The organism is Micromonospora sp. C41 (assembly GCF_018070485.1).
Lineage (GTDB): Bacteria > Actinomycetota > Actinomycetes > Mycobacteriales > Micromonosporaceae > Micromonospora > Micromonospora chalcea.
Genome location: NZ_JAGPXP010000003.1, coordinates 93,137 through 110,183, shown reverse-complemented (window position 1 = coordinate 110,183; position 17,047 = coordinate 93,137). Strand labels below are relative to the sequence as shown.

The window sequence follows — 17,047 nt, the reverse complement described above, 5'->3', positions numbered from 1 at the left end:
GTGCAGGGACGGCTTTCCGACCGGGTGGCGGTCGTGACCGGCGCGGGCAGCGGCATCGGGCTGGCCACCGTGCGGCGCTTCGCCGCCGAGGGCGCCCGGGTGGTGTGCGTGGACATCGACGCCGACGCCGGTACCCGGGCCGCGCAGGAGGTGGACGGCGAGTTCGTCGCCGCCGACGTGGCCGACGAGACGGCGGTCCGCGACCTGTTCGACGGGGTGGTGCAGCGGCACGGCCGGGTGGACGTGTCGTTCCACAACGCGGGCATCTCGCCGCCGGACGACGACTCCATCCTGGAGACCGGCCTGGACGCCTGGGAACGGGTGCTGCGGGTGAACACCACGAGCGTCTACCTGTGCTGCAAGTACGTCATCCCGCACATGCGGCGGCAGGGCAAGGGCTCGATCATCAACACCGCGTCGTTCGTGGCGCTGATGGGCGCGGCGACGTCGCAGATCGCGTACACGGCGAGCAAGGGCGGGGTGCTGGCGATGACCCGGGAGCTGGGCGTGCAGTTCGCCCGCGAGGGCATCCGGGTCAACGCGCTGTGCCCCGGTCCGGTGGCCACGCCGCTGCTGCTGGAGCTGTTCGCCAAGGACCCGGAGCGGGCGGCCCGGCGGCTGGTGCACGTGCCGATGGGCCGGTTCGGCGATCCCACCGAGATCGCCGCCGCGGTGGCGTTCCTCGCCAGCGACGACGCCTCGTTCATGACCGCCGCGCAGTTCGTCGTCGACGGCGGGATCACCGGCGCCTACGTCACACCGCTATGAGGCCGGTCATCGGCATCACCGCGTACGTCGAGCCGGCCGGCTGGGCGGTGTGGCGGGACGTGCCGGCGACGCTCGTGCCGCACGCGTACGTCCGGGCGGTCACCGCGGCGGGCGGCCGGGCCGTGGTGCTGCCCCCGGACGACGCCGACGCGGACGTGCTGGGGATGCTGGACGGGCTGCTGCTGGCCGGCGGCGCGGACGTCGGACCGGAGCGGTACGGGCAGCCGCCCGACCCGCGCACCGAGAGCCGGCCGGAGCGCGACGCCGGGGAGACGACGCTGCTGAGCGCCGCGCTCGCCGCCGACCTGCCGGTGCTGGGCGTGTGCAGGGGGATGCAGCTGCTCGCGGTGGCGTACGGCGGCCTGCTGCACCAGCACCTGCCGGACGTGGTCGGGCACGACGGGCACCGTCCCGCGCCGGGCGTGTACGGGTCGCACCCGGTGCGCTTCGCCGCCGGCAGCCGGACCGCCGAGGTGATGGCCGGGGTGGACCGGGTCAACTCGTACCACCATCAGGCGGTGGCCGACCCCGGCGGCCTGGCGGTGACCGGCTGGGCCGACGACGGGGTGATCGAGGCGGTGGAGGATCCGGCGCGGCGCTTCGTGCTCGGGGTGCAGTGGCATCCGGAGAACGAGCCGGACCCGCGACCGGTGGCCGCGCTGGTCCGGTCCGTGGTGTCGGCCAGATCACACACTCACATTTCGTAGGTGGGGACAGCCGAATCTCCGGCCTGGTCATCCCGGCCGGACCGCCCGAGTCGCCCCGGCCCGTCTGTTACGCCAGGATGAGGCGGAGGTAACCAGCGTCGAACGGTGCGGGTGCGTTACGTTGCTCGTCCGTCGGGGTAGTAGGCGGGGACGGTCGGCGTGACAGCGCCGACCGTCGTGATCATGGCCGGAGCGGGAGGCTGCATGGGCTCGGCCCAGGGGGGCGGGGACGACAGTCGTTCGTCCCCGGCGGCCGGCGAGGCGTCACTGTCGCCGCTGCTCGCCGCGGCGTTCGCGGCCGGCGGCGAGATGGGCGAGCGGCTGCGCGCCTTCGACTGGGCCGCCACCCCGCTCGGCAGCCCGGACCGCTGGCCCGCCGCGCTCTCCCACGCGATGAGCACCATGCTGTCGTCCCGCGCCCAGATGGTGGTGTTCTGGGGCGAGCAGCACCTGGCCTTCTACAACGACGCCTACCGGCCGACCATCGGCGACAAGCACCCCGCCGTGATCGGGCAGGCCGCGCACCGGCACTGGGCCGAGACCTGGGACGTGCTCGGCCCGCTGCTGGACGGGGTGCGCCGCACGGGCGTGCCCTACCGGGGTGAGAACCATCCCTTCGTGCTGAACCGGCACGGCTTCCTGGAGGACGTCTACTTCGACGTCTCGTACGACCCGATCCGCGACGTCGACGGCACCGTCAGCGGGATCTTCTGCTTCGTCAACGAGACCACCGGGCGGGTGCTCGGCGAGCGCCGGCTGCGGGCCCTGGCCGAGCTGGGCAACGAGCTGGGCGAAGTGCCGGACATGCGGGAACTGGGCCGGGCGGTCACCCGGGTGCTCGACGCCCACCGAGCCGACGTGCCGTTCAGCGCGCTGTGGTTCCCCGACGAGCGCGGCGATCTCGTGGCGGGCGGTTGTTCGGGCGTGGACCCCGCCGTTGTCGCCGGTCCGCCGCCCGGAGTGTCCGACGGCGAGCCGCTCACCGAGCCGCGTTGGATCGCCACCGCCGAGCTGCCCGGCGCGGTGCCGCCGGACGCCGCCGGCCAGGCGCTCCTGCTGCCGCTGACCGCGACGAACGAGGCGGCCGGGGTGCTGCTGCTCGGCGTGTCCCGCCGGCTGCCGTTCAGTGACGACTACCGCGACTTCGTCGGCCTGGTCGCCGCGCAGGTCAGCCGGGCGGTGGGCAAGCAGCGGGCGTACGAGCAGGAACGCGCCCGCGCCGCCGAGCTGGCCGCGCTCGACCGCGCCAAGACCAACTTCTTCGCCAACGTCAGCCACGAGTTCCGCACCCCGCTCACGCTGGTCCTCGGGCCGCTGGAGGAGATGCTCGCCGACCGGGAACTGCCGGATCGCTACATCGACCGGCTCACCGTCATGCACCGCAACGGGTTGCGCCTGCTCAAGCTGGTCAACACGGTGCTCGACTTCTCCCGGCTGGAGTCCGGCCGGCTGGCCGCCCGCTACCAGCCCACCGACCTGTCCGACTTCACCTCCCGGCTGGCCAGCACGTTCCGGTCGGCCACCGAGCGGGCCGGGCTGCGCCTGGTGGTGGACTGCCCGCCGCTGCCCGCGCCGGTCTACGTCGACCGGGACATGTGGGAGAAGATCGTCCTCAACCTGGTGTCGAACGCGGTCAAGTTCACCTTCGACGGCGAGATCCGGGTCCGGGTACGCGCGACCGACCGGGCCGCCGTCCTGGAGGTGACCGACACCGGCGTGGGCATCGCGCCGGAGGAGCTGCCGCAGGTCTTCGAGCGGTTCCACCGGGTCGCCGGCGCCCGCTCGCGTACCCACGAGGGCACCGGCATCGGCCTGGCCCTGGTCCGCGAGCTGGTCGAGATGCACGGCGGCACCGTCACCGCGCACAGTGTCGTCGACCGGGGCACCACGTTCACCGTGACCATGCCGTTCGGGTACGTGCACCTGCCCGCCGACCGGGTGTCCGCCCTCTCGCCGGTGCCGCTGACCGAGCCGGAGCAGGCCCGCCTCTACGTCGCCGAGACGGCGCTCTGGACCGACGAGGTGGCCCGGCCCGTCGGGTTGCCCGAGCCGAACGGCACGCCGGGCGGCGCGGGCCGGATCCTGTTCGCCGACGACAACGCCGACCTGCGCGAGCACGTCGTCCGGCTGCTCTCCCCGGCGTACGAGGTGGTCGCCGTGCCGGACGGCGCGGAGGCGCTGCGGCTGGCCGTCGAGACTCCGTTCGACCTGGTGCTGACGGACGTGATGATGCCCCGGCTGGACGGCTTCGGGCTGGTCGCCGCGCTGCGCGCCAAACCGGCCACCCGGTACGTGCCGATCGTGCTGCTCTCCGCCCGGGCCGGCGCCGCCGAGGAGGTCGCCGGCCTGTCCGCGGGCGCCGACGACTACCTGACCAAGCCCTTCTCCAGCCAGGAACTGGTGGCCCGGGTCCGGGCCAACGTCGAGCTGGGCCAGTTGCGTGGGCAGATCATCCGCCGGCTGCGTGCGCTCGCCGACGCCGCCGTGGAGATCAACACCGCCCGGTCGACAGCCGAGGTGGTGCGGGTGGCCGCCCGGCACGCGCTGCGCCTGGCCGAGGCCGGACGGGTCCGCGTCACCACCACCGGGGCCCGTCACGAGGAGGACGCCGGCGGCGACCTGCCCGCCGACCCGACAGTGGTGCTGCCGCTCACCGGCACGTCCGGCGAGCAGCTCGGTGAGCTGCGGGTGTGGCGGCGCGAGGGCGGCGGCACCGAGCAGGCGGCGCTGACCGAACTGGCCCGGCTGGTCGGCGTCCGGCTGGAGAACGCCCAGCTCTACGAGGCCGAGCACCACATCGCCACCACGCTCCAGCACAGCCTGCTGCCGCGTACGCTGCCGCAGCTGCCCGGCGCGGTGGTCGCCAGCCGCTACCTGCCCGGCAGCGCCGACGTGGAGGTCGGCGGCGACTGGTACGACGTGATGGCCACCGCCGACGACGACCTGGTGCTGGTCATCGGTGACGTGGTGGGCAAGGGCGTGCGGGCCGCCGCGGCGATGGGCCAGCTCCGCAACGCGCTGCGGGCGTACGTCCTGGAGGGCTACGACCCGGGTGAGGCGCTGACCCGCCTCAACCGGCTGGTCCACTCCGCCGGCAGCGGCTCCTTCGCCACCGTCGTCTGCCTCGGCTTCTCCCCGCGCACCGGCCGGATCCGGTACGCCAGCGCCGGCCATCCCTCACCCCTGCTGATCCGAGGAGACGACGTGGCGTTCCTGCACGATCGGGCCCTCGGACCGCCGATCGGGGCGATCCCCGGCACCGTCTACCCGGCCGCCGAAGGCGAACTCGCGCCGGGCAACCGGCTACTGCTCTACACCGATGGCCTGATCGAGGACCGGTCCGCGGGCATCGACGCCGGGCTGGGCCAGTTGCGGTCGGACGCGACGGCCCGCGCCGAGCACGTGGCGGACCTGGTCGACGCCGTCATGGCGCGGGTGGCCGGGCGGTCCCGGCACGACGACGTGGCCGTCCTCGCGCTGGAGGCGGCCGAGTTGAACCGCTTCGCGCTGCGTCTGCCCGCCGACCCGACCCGGCTCAGCGTGCTGCGCAAGCGGCTGGAGGACTTCCTCGTCGCCCACCAGGTCGGCGAGACCGACCTGTTCGATCTGACCGTGGCGGTCTCCGAGGCGGCGGCGAACGCGATCGAGCACCCGGTCGACCCGGTGGACCCGACGATCGAGGTCGAGGTGACGATCGCCGACCGTACGGTCACCGCGACCGTCCGGGACACCGGGCGCTGGCGGGAGTCGAGCGGGTCGAGCTTCCGGGGGCGCGGGCTGGCGCTGATCCAGGCGCTGGGGGAGATGAATGTGACCCGTACCGAGGAGGGCACCGAGCTGACGCTGCGCCGCCGGCTGGCCGACCGGGACTGAGGGCTGTTGTAGCGTAAAGCGGATCAAATGCGGCGAAGTCCCTAGGATCGCCTCATGGGGCGTGAGCCGTTCCGTCTTTCGCGGGACAGCGGGAACGACCCGGTTGGCGCGGCGTGGACGGCGATTCGCCGCACTGGCCGGGCGACCGTGGGAGAGCGACTGCGGCGGGTGCGGTTGAGCCTGCTCGTGGCGGTGCAGTGCGGGGTGGCCGCCGCAGTCGCGTGGTGGGTCGCGAAGGATCTGATCCACAACCCGCAACCGCTGTTCGCGCCCGCCGTCGCGGTCGGCACCATCGCCAGTTCGGTGAGTCAGCGCTTCCGCCGTACGCTGCTGCTCATCGCCGGCGTGGCGGTGGGCATCGCGCTGGGCGACCTGCTGGTCTCCTGGGTCGGGCAGGGATACGTACAGATCGGCGTCATCGTCGCCGCCGCGATCCTCGTCGCCGTCCTGCTCAGCGACGAGGGCGCGTTCGTCACCCAGGTCGGCGGCAGCGCGTTGGTGATCGCCGTGCTCTTCCCGGCCCGGACCGACATCGCGCTGCCCCGCTTCCTCGACGGCGTCGTCGGTGGAGTGGTCGGCATCCTGGTCGCGGTCGTGGTGCTGCCCCTGCACCCGATCCACCGGATCCGGCGGGCCGGCCGGCCACTGCTCGACCAGATGGCCGCCGAGCTGGACCGCCTCGCCGACGCGGCCCTGGCCCGGGACGCCGAGCTGGCCCGTCAGGGTCTCGACAGGCTGCGCCGGCTCGACACCTCGGAGGTGGAGGCCGCAATGTCGGGCGCCGACGAGGTCGTCCGCATCTCGCCGCTGCGGTGGCACAACCAGAGCGCGTTGCAGGGATGGCGGCACGGCGCCATCCTCATGATCCGCTCCCTGCTGCACAGCCGCGACGTCGCGCTCAACCTCGAACGCGCGATCCGTGACGACGAGCCCGTTCCGCCGTCGCTCGCCGAGGCCGCGCGGTGCCTGGGCGAGGCCGCGCGCACCGTCGGTAAGGGCTGGTCCCCGTCCGCCAGCCGGCCCTCCCGTTCCCAGCGGGCCGCGATGTCTGCCCTCCGCCTGGTTCAGGAGGCGTTGCGCAGCGGCCTGCGCGTCAGCGGCATCAACGTGGCGAACGAACTCACCATCATCGCGGTGAACACGATCCGGGCGAGCGGGGTGCGCAAGCGCGACGCCGAGTCGCTGCGTCGTGATCTCGCCCCGGATACCGCCGGGGAGTCGGGAAAGCGGCACCCCGCGTCGGATCAGGGGCAGCCGAGACCGGACCTGCCCCTGCCGCCGGCGATGGGAGACGCCTTCTAGACCCGAAGGGCACCCGAGTCGGTCAGGTGGGGGCGAGCCAGTCCTGGTCGCCCAGGCCGGAGATGTCCAGCACGCGCCGGACCTGCGGGGACGGCAGCACGGTGAGCGCGTTCGGGAACCGCTGGGCGAGCCGGACCACCGCGTGGATGGCGGCCGAGTCGAAGAAGGTCACCGCCCGCAGGTCGAGCGTGAGCTGCTTGGCAGGCTCGCGGAGCGCGGTCTGGAACATGGTGTCGGCGGTCGCCATGTCGACCTCGCCGGTCACCTGGACGCGCACTTGGTCGCCGTCGACCTGCGCCGTCACGGAGAAGACGGGCGCCGCGCCCCCTTGATCCACGGAGCAACAATGGCACAGCGTTTGCGGTACGGCAACAACCTGCCCGGCCGGGCTGTGGCGGGGGGCACACCACCCCCGGCGATAGGCTTGGGCCATGACCGTCCGTGCGCCGCTGACCCCCGGCACGCTCTCCCCGTGGCGAGCGGTTCCCGCCCACATCCCGCGCCCGGAGTACGTGGGTAAGAAGCGCCCGCAGGAGTGGCGCGGCTCGCACGTGCAGACGCCGGAGACCATCGAGAAGATGCGCGTGGCCGGGCGCCTCGCCGCGCAGGCCACCCAGCTCGCCGGTGAGCACTGCAAGCCGGGGGTGACCACCGACGAGATCGACAGGGTGGTGCACGAGTTCCTCTGCGACCACGGCGCCTACCCGTCGACGCTCGGCTACCGGGGTTTCCCGAAGTCGTGCTGCACCAGCCTCAACGAGGTGATCTGCCACGGCATCCCCGACTCGACGGTGCTCCAGGACGGCGACATCATCAACGTCGACGTCACCGCGTACCTGAACGGCGTGCACGGCGACACCGACGCCACGTTCTGCGTGGGCGAGGTGAGCGAGGAGGCCCGCCTGCTTGTCGAGCGGACCCACACGGCGATGATGCGCGGCATCAAGGCCATCGCGCCGGGCCGGCAGATCAACGTCATCGGCCGGGTGATCGAGTCGTACGCGAAGCGTTTCGGCTACGGCGTGGTCCGCGACTTCACCGGGCACGGCATCGGCGAGGCGTTCCACAGTGGCCTCTACGTGCCGCACTACGACAGTCCGCGCCCCACCGACGTGATGGAGCCCGGCATGACGTTCACCGTCGAGCCGATGATCACGCTCGGCACCTACCAGTACGACATGTGGGACGACGGCTGGACCGTGGTCACCAAGGACCGCCGGTGGACGGCCCAGTTCGAGCACACCATCGTCGTCACCGACGACGGCTACGAGATCCTGACGCTGCCGTGACCGACACCCCGGCGGCGCTGCGCGAGGCGCACCACGCGGACGTCTCCGGCGGCTGGCTGCGGCCGGCCGTCTTCGGCGCGATGGACGGACTGGTCACCAACATCGCGCTGATCGCCGGTGTGGGCGGCGGCGGGGTGTCCCCGCGCAACGTGGTGCTCACCGGCGCGGCCGGCCTGGTGGCGGGCGCCATCTCGATGGGTCTCGGCGAGTACACGAGCGTCCGGTCCGCGAACGAGCAGGTCGCCGCCGAGGTGGCCAAGGAGCGGCGCGAGCTGGAACGCCACCCGGAGGCCGAGGCCCGGGAGCTGGCCGACGCCTGGGTCGCCCGTGGACTGCCCCGCGAGCTGGCGACGCAGGTCGCCGAGGCGGTACGCGCCAACCCGGAGGAGGCGCTGCGGGTGCACGTGCGGGAGGAGTTGGGCGTCGACCCCGACGACCAGCCGAGCCCGTGGGCCGCCGCGATCTCGTCGTTCGTCTGCTTCTCGATCGGCGCGCTGGTGCCGCTGCTGCCGTACCTGCTCGGTTTCACCAGCCTCTGGCTGGCGCTCGCCGTCGGCGGCGTCGGCCTCTTCGTCGCCGGTGCGATCGTGGCCCGGTTCACCAACCGTGCCTGGTGGCGTGCCGGTCTGCGGCAGCTGCTGCTCGGCGCGCTGGCGGCCGGCGCCACCTACCTGATCGGCGCGCTGATCGGCGTCGGCGGCGGCATCGGCTGAGGCGGAGCCGTCCTCAGCCGGACAGCAGGTCGTCGATCGTGCCGTCGACCGGCCGGCCCCGGGCGGCCAGCTCCTCGGCCTGGCGGGTCAGCGCCGCGCCCACCTCGGTCATGTCCGCTCCGGCCAGCCCGGTTCGCCGCACCGCGTCCCCGGGGTCGCGGAAGTAGGTGCGGCTGAACAGCCCCTGCACCGTCGCCGCGGCCAGCCGCGCCTCGCCGAGCATGAGCAGCGCCTGGTCCGTCTCGTACCACTCGGCCAGCCGCAACGCCCGGGCGTGCGCCGCGCTGCCCCGGTACCACGCCTGCCGCGCGGCGCCGGTGAACTCCGCCGGCCGGGCCCGCGCCAGTCGTGCCAGGTGCTCGTCGCGCAGCTTCGGCAGCCAGCCGGTCGGGTCGTGCAGGGCGCGGGTGGTGACGTACCGATCAGCGGCCAGCGGCCACCGGGACGTGATCGTCGTCGCCCGGCGCAGGTAGTCGTCCGCCCCGGCCACTGTCAGGTCGACGAGCACCCCGTCGACCCGGCGGGTGGCCGGCGGCGGCCCGGCGCCGGGCCGGTAGGTGACGACCAGCAACCCGACCTCGCGGTCCCCGCCGCCGTCGTCGTCGCCGTGCGCGAGCGGACCGTGTACGGCGACCGCCAGCACATCGGCCGGGAACCGCCGCAGGACGGCGTCACCGACGCGCTCGGCCACCTGCCACCGCGGGTCGTCCAGACGCCGCTCGGCGTTCACGTCGACAGCCACGGTCCACCTCCGTCCGAGCGCTCGCCTGCGGCAACCCTAGCCAGATCGGGCCGGGCGGCCCCGGTGGCGCGGATGTCGGATTGTGCGCGTCCGCGGCAGGGGCGCTCAGGCGTTCGGGACCAGGCGGAAGACGCGGATCTCGCGGTTACCGGCGCGCTCGACGTACGTGCGGTACGCAGGCCACTCCTGCACCAGCCGCTGGAACAGCCGTTCCCGTTCCTCGCCGGTGACCTGCTCGGCGGTGACCGGGATCCGGCGTCCCTTGACGTCCACCTCGGCGGCCGGATTAGCCATCAGGTTGAACGTCCAGGACGGCTGGTGCTGCTGCCCCCAGTTCGAGCCGATCACCACGTAGGCGTCGCCGTCGGGGACGTACACCAGGGGGTTGCTGCGGGGCTTGCCGGAGCGGCGGCCGGTGGAGGTGAGCACCAGCGTGGGCACGAGCCCGAAGGCGACCACTCGGCCCTTCGTCATCCGGCCGACCAGCCGGTCGGCCGGGACGAGCAGGCGCATGGTGGCGCCGAACCAACGCTGGTGACCGAGACGGCGGGTGAGGGTTCCCAGGGCTGACATCCGACAAGTGTGCCGCCCGCACCGCGCCCCGTCACCCCCTCGGACGGTCAGTCCGCCCCAAGGTCGACTCCATTTCCCCGAAGTGGTGGCATCCACCCCACCGCGATGCCGCCACTCCGGGGAAATGGTGTGGATCATGCATGGGTGGCCGGCTCAGTCGAGCCGGCGTTCGATCGGCAGGCGGGACCTGGTGAACAGCGCCGCGCCGCCCATCGCCACCAGCGGCACCACGACCAGCGCGGCGAGCGTCACGCCGGGCACCGTCACCGGGTACGGCGGCTGCACCGGCCAGGAGTCCGCGTACCGCTGGTTGAGCGCGGCCAGGACGACCACGGCGGAGCCGAGCCCGGCGACGATGCCCAGCGCGGAGCCGAGCACCGCGATGACCCCGGCCTGGCAGAGCGACAGCAGGCGGCGTACCCGGGGATCGGCGCCCACCGCTGCGAGCGTGGACAGGTCCCGGCGGCCCTCGGCCGCGGCGAGGCCGGTGGCGACAGCGGCGGCGCCCAGCGTGATCACCCCCGAGGCCACCGCCAGCAGGAGCAGCATCGGGCGCTGGTCCGACGGCGGGTCGGCGGTCGCCACCTGCGCCGACATGGGCCCGATGTCGTACAGCTCGTCGGTCAGCATCTCCATCTGCCGATCGGTGGGCGAGCCGGCGGTGTCCAGCAGGTAGCCAAGCGGTACGGCGGACAGGCCGAGCGCGTCCGCGGCGGCGGGGGAGAGCACCAGCCGGTCGACGCTGAGACCGCCGCGCAGCGCGTACGCGGGCAGGAGACGCCCGGTGGGCGGGCCGCCGGAGTTGTAGTTGACCTCCACCCGGACCTGCCCGTCCACCACCCGCCGGGCGTCGGTGACCACCACGCCGCCGGTGGCGAGCGTCCGGCGCGCGGCGGCCAGCTCGTCGGCGGGCGCGCCGGTGAGCGCGGCCAGCGCGGCGCCGTCGTCCACGAGCGCCGGCAGGTAGACGTCGACCGGCTCCTGGAAGGGGCTCACGCAGCGCGGATCGCGCCGGGCCGAGTCGGGGACCGGGTCGGAGGAGGTGTACGGGCAGCGCCGCTCCGGCGGAACGAGCGCGTACGCCGCGCAGTCGTTCTTGTCCCGGACGTCGCCGGCGCACCCGGGGGTCGCAACCGACACCACTGTGGCGTCGGGCAGGACCGTGCGGGCCCGGGCGGCGACGACCTCGGCCGACGGCGGGCCCGTCGGGGTCGGCCCGGAGTGGGTGAGCAGCACGTTGCCCGGCGGCAGGCCGGGCTGCCAGAGTTCCCGGGAGCGGGTCTCATCACTCGCCACGTAGACGCCGAGCGCGACGCTTCCGGCGACGGCGGCCATCACCGCCGAGATGGCCGGCGCGGCCGACGACCGGTTGCGGCTGGCGTCGCGCAACGCGAGCCGGGGGGTGAGCGGCAGCAGCCGGCCGGCCCGGCCCAGCACGCCCACGAGCGTCGGGGTGCAGAACACCAGCCCCAGCTCGCCCAGGGCGACACCGGCCAGCACGCCGGTCTGCGAGGTGCGGCCGGCGGCGAACGCGGCGATCGCGGTCCCGGCGACGGTGAGCGCCACCCCGATCAGCAGCCAGCGGCGGCGGGGCCGGGACCCGTCGCGCCGGCCGGCCAGGCCGGTCGCCACGTCCTGCCGGGCCGCCGTCCAGGCCGGCGCCATCGCCGCCAGCACCCCGGCCAGCACCGCCGTCGCGGCGATCGCCACCAGCGCGGTCGGGAAGATCCGGTACGCCCCGAGGCGCTCCCCGAGCAGGTACTGCTCGACGAGCGGCCGGCCGGCGAACGCGGCGCCGATGCCGAGCAGCAGCCCGAGGGCGGCCCCGCCGGCGCCGAGCACCACCCCGTCGGCGAGCACGATCCGGCGCAGGTGGGAGGCGTCGCCACCGGCCACCGCGACGAGCGCGAGGTCGCGCCGCCGACGGCGGACGCTCACCGCGAAGGCCGGGCCGACCAGCAGCACCACCTCCAGCAGGCCCAGCCCGCCGACCACGCCGACGACGCCGGCCTCGTCGGCGTCCGGCACGCGCATACCGCGGGTGAGCTCCTCCCGCCCGGGCAGCGGGTCGCGGACGACGATCTGGATGCCCTGCGCGTTCAGCCGGTCGGCGAGCCCCGGGTCGAGCGGGCCGGGCAGGTCCACCAGCCAGGTGTCGCTGCCGGCCGCGGTCTCCGGGGTCACCCCGGCCAGCGTGATCACCTCCCGGAGGTTGTCCGGGTACTCCACCACCCCGACCACCCGGTACGTGGCGCCGTCGATGGTGCGTACCGGGTTGCCGATGCGGGTGTCGAGCCGGCGCAGCGCCGCCGGGCTGACCGCGATCTCGTCCGGGCGCACCGGCGGCCGGCCGTCGAGGACCCGGGCCAGCGGCCGGGTGAGCGGGTCGGTCAGGTCCAGGGCGCGCGCGTCGAGCGACTCGACGTGCCGGGCGATCCGCGTCGAGAACGTCATCCACCAGCGCGTTCGGGCCACCCGGCTGCCCTCGGGCAGCAGCGCGCGCACCTCCTCGGCGGTCGCCGGACGGGTCCGGCCGACCCATTCGCCCTGGACCGGCCAGGCCGACTCGCCCCAGGCGTCCTGTGTCACCGCCGTCAGGCTGTCCCAGCGCAGCGCCACGTCGGCGCCGCCGAGCTGGCGCTCGATCCGCTCGGCGCGGGTCAGATCCGACATGTCGTAGCTGACCGCGGCGAAGCTGAGGCCGAGCACCGGCAGCGCGATCATCACCAGCACCAGCAGCGTGCGCCGCCGGGACCGCCGGGCCTCCCGGCGGGCGATCCGCAGCGCGGTCCGCCACGATCCGCGTACGGCGGCGAGGCGGCCGCCGGTCACCGGAGGCTGCCGCTGAGCAGGTGGTCGACGCCGATCAGCGGGGCGGTCGAGTCGACCATCACCCCGTCGCGCAGGAAGACCACCCGGTCCGCCCAGCCGGCGTGCCGGGCCTCGTGGGTGACCAGCACCCCGGCCGCCCCGGCGTCGACCCGGCGGCGTAGCAGGTGCAGCACCGCCTCACCGGTCTGCGAGTCCAGCGCGCCGGTCGGCTCGTCGGCGAGGACCAGGCGGCGTTCGCCGACGAGGGCCCGGGCGATCGCCACCCGCTGCTGCTGGCCGCCGGACATCTGGTCCGGGAAGCGGTCGGCCAGGTCCTCCAGGTCGACCTCGCGCAGCGCGTCGAGGGCCGACTGGCGGGCCGCCCGTACGCCGGCGCCGTCCAGTTCCAGGGGGAGCGCCACGTTCTCCACCGCGGTCAGGCTGCCGAGCAGGTTCAGATCCTGGAAGACGTACCCGATCCGGCGGCGGCGCAGCCGGGCCAGCTCCCGGGCGGACAGCCCGACCAGCGCCTCGCCCTCGACCACCACCTCGCCGCCGGTGGGCCGGTCCAGGCCACCGGCCAGCGCCAGCAGCGTGGACTTGCCGGACCCGGACGGGCCCATCACCGCCACCAGCTCCCCGGCCCGCACGGTCAGGCTCACGCCGCGCAGCGCGTGCACGGCGGCCTCACCGGCGCCGTGGGTACGGCGTACGTCCCGCAGTTCCAGCACCCCGTCGATCGGGTCCATCAGCGCCTCCCGTGCCGGTTCACCGGCGGGCTTCGTCGCCGGCCCGGTCCACCGCCTCGGGGTGGTCGACCGCCCGGATCGGCGCCGGGCGGTGCCGGACCAGGCTGGTCTCGCAGTGGTCGAGCCACCGCACCTCGGCCTCGGTCTGGAAGATCATCGCGTCCAGCACCAGCCGCCAGGGTAGATCCTCCGGCTTGTCGCTCGTGTACTTCAACCGGGTGAACTCCTGAAGCGCGCGCATGGTGGCGGTGCGCTGGGTCTGCACCACCGCCCGCACGTCGACGCCCGGCGTGGTCAACGCCAGCGCCAGCTTGATCGACAACTCGTCGCGGGGACGGTCGGCGCGGCTGATCGGGGTGGCGAACCACATCGCCAGGTCCGCCCGTCCGGCGTCGGTGATCTCGTACGGCCGCTGCCCGCTCTCGTTCTCCGGCAGCGGGCGCACCAGTCCGTCGCGTTCCAGCCGGGCCAGCGTGGTGTAGACCTGCCCGATGTTCAGTGGCCAGGTCGACCCGGTGGACTCCTCGAACGCGGCACGGAGCTGATAGCCGTACATCTGGCCGCGTTCGAGAAGGGCGAGCAGGCCGTGACGGATGGACATGACCGCGAGTATGCATACCTGGTATGCGCAGCGCAACCGGGAAGCTTCGCCGGGTGACCGGCGTCGCGCTCAGGCGGGGCGGCCCGGGAACGGAACGGTGACCGGTGTCACGCCCGCCGTACGCCGCCAGCGGCTGGCCCGCAGCGCGCAGTCGGTGAGCGCGGCGAGCGCCGTGTTCCGCTCCACGCCGCTGGTGTGCGCGAGCGCGGCCCGCCAGTGCCCGGCGGTCCGCTCCTCGATCTCCACCGCCAGCCGCAGCGCTCCCGCCCGGTCGGTGACCGGATAGGGCAGCGCGTACCCGGCCCGGTCCGCGGGTACCTGCCCGGAGCCCTCGGCGAGCTGCAGGAGCAGCGCGTCGCGGCGGGACCGGTGCGCCGCCTCGGCGGCCCGGGCCGCCGTCCGCGCCGCGCCGGTGAGGTGCACGCCGATCACCCCGTACGCCCAGATCGCCGCGTACTCGGCGGCGAGCGCGTCGGCGAGGGCCTGGGCCGGGCCGGTCGTCGGGTTGTTCACTTCAGGGCCTCCACGTGGGTCGCCCGCGCGGCGGCGATCGAGCCGAGCAGCGCGGCCCGCTCGGCCGGCGCCTCGGCGCAGGCCTTCGCCGCGTTGGTCCGGCCCTCCTGCTCGGCCTGACGCAGCTCGGTGAGCACGGCGTCGGGCGCGGGCGCGCTCGCCGAGCCGGCGGCCGCCGGTGTGCCGGAGGGAGCCGGTCGGCCGATGACCCGGCGTAGCTCCTCGGCGTGCGCCTTGTGCGCGTCGGCGATCGGGGTGAGCCGTTCGGCGAGCGCCGGGGCGGCGGTGGCGGCGGCCCGGTAGCGGGCCTCCAGCGCCAGCGCCTCGGCGGCCAGCGGCTCCAGCGCATCAGGCGCCGGTGGCTCCTGGTCGCGGTCGAAAAGATCACAACCGGTCAGCGGCGCGGCCGCGCCGCCGAGCGCCACGAGCCCTCCGGCGCGCAGCAGCCAGCGCCGGGAATGCCCCGCTCTGACCTGGTCGGATGGTGTTCTGCCGGTCCCCACCTGACAGAGTCAACACCATTCGCGCCGCCTCGTGGGTCAGGGTCTCGGTGCGCCGCCGGGTCCGTCCGCGGCCGTTAGCGTTACGCTCTGCGCAACCACCGGGCGCGGACGCCCCGGTGGCGTGCCGGTATGGCGGGCCGACCGCCCGCACCGGCCCGGGACAACACGGCCCGCGGGTCGTGGCAACAGCAGGAGAGGTGCGCGGAATGACGCAGCGTGGCCGTGCCACCCGGCCGACGGGGCCCGCCGGGCGGCCCCGCCGGTCCGACGGCCCCCGCGGCGCGGAGCGCAGCGGCGCACCCCGTGGCGATCTGAACGCGCGCCGCAACCGGCTGCGCGAGGTGATCGAACCGGTCGTCGCCGCGGCCGGCTACGACCTGGAGGACCTTTCCGTCTCCCGCGCCGGACGGCGGCACGTGGTCCGGGTGATCGTGGACGCCGACGGCGGGATCAACCTGGACGCCGTGGCGGACATCTCCCGCGCGGTGTCGGCGGCCCTGGACGCGGCGGAGGAGTCCGGCGGCGACATCGTGGCCGGCGAGTACCAGCTGGAGGTCAGCTCGCCCGGCGTGGACCGCCCGCTCACCCTGCCCCGGCACTGGCGGCGCAACGTGGGCCGGCTGGTCAAGGTCACCGTCCGCGGCGACGCCGGGGACCGCCAGCTCACCGGCCGGATCACGGCCGCCGACGACGAGCGCGTGGAGCTGGAGACCGACGCCGGCCCCGTGGCACACCCGTACGCCGAGCTCGGGCCCGGCCGGGTCCAGGTGGAGTTCAGCCGCCTGGACGACCTGGCCGACGAGGACCTCGGCGACGACACAGACACCGACGACGACGAAGATCTGGAGGACGAGGAGAGGTGAACATCGACCTCGCGGCGCTGCGCGCCCTGGAGCGCGAGCGGGAGATCCCGTTCGACACGATCCTCGCGGCGATCGAGACCGCGCTGCTGACCGCCTACCGGCACACCGACGGCGCCGAGTCGCACGCCCGGGTGGAGATCGACCGCAAGAGCGGGGCCGCCTCGGTCTTCGCGCAGGAGCTCGACGCCGACGGCACCGTCACCCGGGAATGGGACGACACCCCGCACGACTTCGGGCGGATCGCCGCCATGACCGCCAAGCAGGTGATCCTCCAACGGCTGCGGGAGGCCACCGACGAGGTGCACTTCGGCGAGTACGTGGGCCGCGACGGTGACCTGGTCACCGGCGTGGTGCAGGCGCACGAGACGCGCCGGGAGAAGGGCATCGTCAGCGTCGACCTGGGCAAGCTGGAGGGTGTCCTGCCGCAGTCCGAGCAGGTCCCGGGCGAGCGGTACGAGCACGGCGAGCGGATCCGCTGCGTGGTCGTGCACGTCGCCAAGGGCATGCGCGGCCCGCAGATCACGCTGTCCCGGTCGCATCCGGCGCTGGTGAAGAAGCTGTTCGCGCTGGAGGTGCCGGAGATCGCCGACGGCACCGTGGAGATCGGCGCGATCGCCCGTGAGGCAGGTCACCGTACGAAGATCGCGGTCCGCTCGACCGCGTCCGGAGTCAACGCCAAGGGCGCCTGCATCGGCCCGATGGGGCAGCGGGTCCGCGCGGTGATGAGCGAGCTGCACGGCGAGAAGATCGACATCATCGACTGGTCGGACGACCCGGCGACGTTCGTCGGCAACGCGTTGTCGCCGGCCAAGGCGCTGCGGGTCGAGGTGGTCGACCTGGCCTCCCGTACCGCCCGGGTGACGGTCCCGGACTTCCAGCTCTCGCTCGCGATCGGCCGGGAAGGGCAGAACGCCCGCCTGGCGGCCCGCCTGACCGGTTGGCGCATCGACATCCGGTCCGACGCGGAGACCGCGGCCCCGCAGAGCCGGGGCGGAGCTGATCACGTCCCGGAGCCGGGCGGCGCGATCTCCGGCGGCTAG

General features: G+C 74.3%; 16 protein-coding genes. 8 read left to right on the top strand and 8 right to left on the bottom strand.

The annotated features are described in order from the left end of the window. From KBX43_RS04525 to KBX43_RS04510, 4 genes are all read left to right on the top strand, one after another. Nucleotides 1–768: a 3-oxoacyl-ACP reductase gene (locus tag KBX43_RS04525; RefSeq protein WP_043330553.1), complete on the top strand. Its 768-nt coding sequence runs from the start codon at nucleotides 1–3 to the stop codon at nucleotides 766–768. Continuing rightward, nucleotides 765–1,475, top strand: coding sequence for a gamma-glutamyl-gamma-aminobutyrate hydrolase family protein (locus tag KBX43_RS04520; protein ID WP_043325834.1), 711 nt, complete (start codon nucleotides 765–767; stop codon nucleotides 1,473–1,475). Before KBX43_RS04525 ends, KBX43_RS04520 begins: the two co-directional genes overlap by 4 nt. A 204-nt stretch (nucleotides 1,476–1,679) precedes the next feature. After that, nucleotides 1,680–5,348 carry a SpoIIE family protein phosphatase gene (locus tag KBX43_RS04515; RefSeq protein WP_187693827.1) on the top strand — a complete coding sequence of 1,223 codons (3,669 nt, stop codon included), beginning with the start codon at nucleotides 1,680–1,682 and terminating at the stop codon, nucleotides 5,346–5,348. 147 nt (nucleotides 5,349–5,495) lie between these two features. Next, complete coding sequence (locus KBX43_RS04510) at nucleotides 5,496–6,650, top strand: aromatic acid exporter family protein (RefSeq protein WP_210883371.1); 1,155 nt, start codon at nucleotides 5,496–5,498, stop codon at nucleotides 6,648–6,650. 22 nt (nucleotides 6,651–6,672) lie between these two features. Here the strand turns inward: KBX43_RS04510 and KBX43_RS04505 are convergent, their stop codons facing one another. Further along, complete coding sequence (locus KBX43_RS04505) at nucleotides 6,673–6,987, bottom strand: STAS domain-containing protein (RefSeq protein WP_187693829.1); 315 nt, start codon at nucleotides 6,985–6,987, stop codon at nucleotides 6,673–6,675. Nucleotides 6,988–7,081: 94 nt separating this feature from the next. On the opposite strand from KBX43_RS04505, the gene map reads away from it, so the two are divergent. Together map and KBX43_RS04495 are read left to right on the top strand one after the other, a co-directional pair. Next, nucleotides 7,082–7,939 (top strand): type I methionyl aminopeptidase, encoded by an 858-nt coding sequence (gene map / locus KBX43_RS04500; RefSeq protein WP_043325831.1) that lies wholly within the window; start codon nucleotides 7,082–7,084, stop codon nucleotides 7,937–7,939. After that, the gene (locus tag KBX43_RS04495) at nucleotides 7,936–8,652 is read left to right on the top strand and encodes a VIT1/CCC1 transporter family protein (RefSeq protein ID WP_030503432.1); all 717 of its coding nucleotides are present in this window, start codon (nucleotides 7,936–7,938) and stop codon (nucleotides 8,650–8,652) included. The genes map and KBX43_RS04495 overlap by 4 nt, the downstream gene beginning before the upstream one ends. A 13-nt stretch (nucleotides 8,653–8,665) precedes the next feature. On the opposite strand, the gene KBX43_RS04490 is transcribed toward KBX43_RS04495, so the two are convergent. From KBX43_RS04490 to KBX43_RS04460, 7 genes are all read right to left on the bottom strand, one after another. After that, complete coding sequence (locus tag KBX43_RS04490; RefSeq protein ID WP_187693830.1) at nucleotides 8,666–9,394, bottom strand: nucleotidyltransferase domain-containing protein; 729 nt, start codon at nucleotides 9,392–9,394, stop codon at nucleotides 8,666–8,668. A gap of 105 nt (nucleotides 9,395–9,499) precedes the next feature. Next, nucleotides 9,500–9,967, bottom strand: coding sequence for a nitroreductase family deazaflavin-dependent oxidoreductase (locus KBX43_RS04485; RefSeq protein ID WP_043325828.1), 468 nt, complete (start codon nucleotides 9,965–9,967; stop codon nucleotides 9,500–9,502). A gap of 153 nt (nucleotides 9,968–10,120) precedes the next feature. Beyond that, nucleotides 10,121–12,799, bottom strand: coding sequence for an FtsX-like permease family protein (locus KBX43_RS04480; RefSeq protein ID WP_210883369.1), 2,679 nt, complete (start codon nucleotides 12,797–12,799; stop codon nucleotides 10,121–10,123). After that, nucleotides 12,796–13,527 carry an ABC transporter ATP-binding protein gene (locus tag KBX43_RS04475; protein WP_174533537.1) on the bottom strand — a complete coding sequence of 244 codons (732 nt, stop codon included), beginning with the start codon at nucleotides 13,525–13,527 and terminating at the stop codon, nucleotides 12,796–12,798. Before KBX43_RS04475 ends, KBX43_RS04480 begins: the two co-directional genes overlap by 4 nt. 19 nt (nucleotides 13,528–13,546) lie before the next feature. Next, on the bottom strand, nucleotides 13,547–14,128 hold the full coding sequence (locus KBX43_RS04470; RefSeq protein WP_030503427.1) for a PadR family transcriptional regulator: 582 nt from the start codon (nucleotides 14,126–14,128) through the stop codon (nucleotides 13,547–13,549). Nucleotides 14,129–14,197: 69 nt separating this feature from the next. After that, complete coding sequence (locus KBX43_RS04465; protein ID WP_166455505.1) at nucleotides 14,198–14,641, bottom strand: ferritin-like domain-containing protein; 444 nt, start codon at nucleotides 14,639–14,641, stop codon at nucleotides 14,198–14,200. Next, on the bottom strand, nucleotides 14,638–15,087 hold the full coding sequence (locus KBX43_RS04460; RefSeq protein WP_210883583.1) for a hypothetical protein: 450 nt from the start codon (nucleotides 15,085–15,087) through the stop codon (nucleotides 14,638–14,640). Before KBX43_RS04460 ends, KBX43_RS04465 begins: the two co-directional genes overlap by 4 nt. Nucleotides 15,088–15,350: 263 nt before the next feature. Between KBX43_RS04460 and rimP the strand changes: the two genes are divergently transcribed. Together rimP and nusA are read left to right on the top strand one after the other, a co-directional pair. Next, nucleotides 15,351–16,007, top strand: coding sequence for a ribosome maturation factor RimP (rimP, locus tag KBX43_RS04455; protein WP_043325821.1), 657 nt, complete (start codon nucleotides 15,351–15,353; stop codon nucleotides 16,005–16,007). Further along, nucleotides 16,004–17,047, top strand: a complete 1,044-nt coding sequence (nusA, locus tag KBX43_RS04450) for a transcription termination factor NusA (RefSeq protein ID WP_030503423.1) — start codon at nucleotides 16,004–16,006, stop codon at nucleotides 17,045–17,047. The genes rimP and nusA overlap by 4 nt, the downstream gene beginning before the upstream one ends.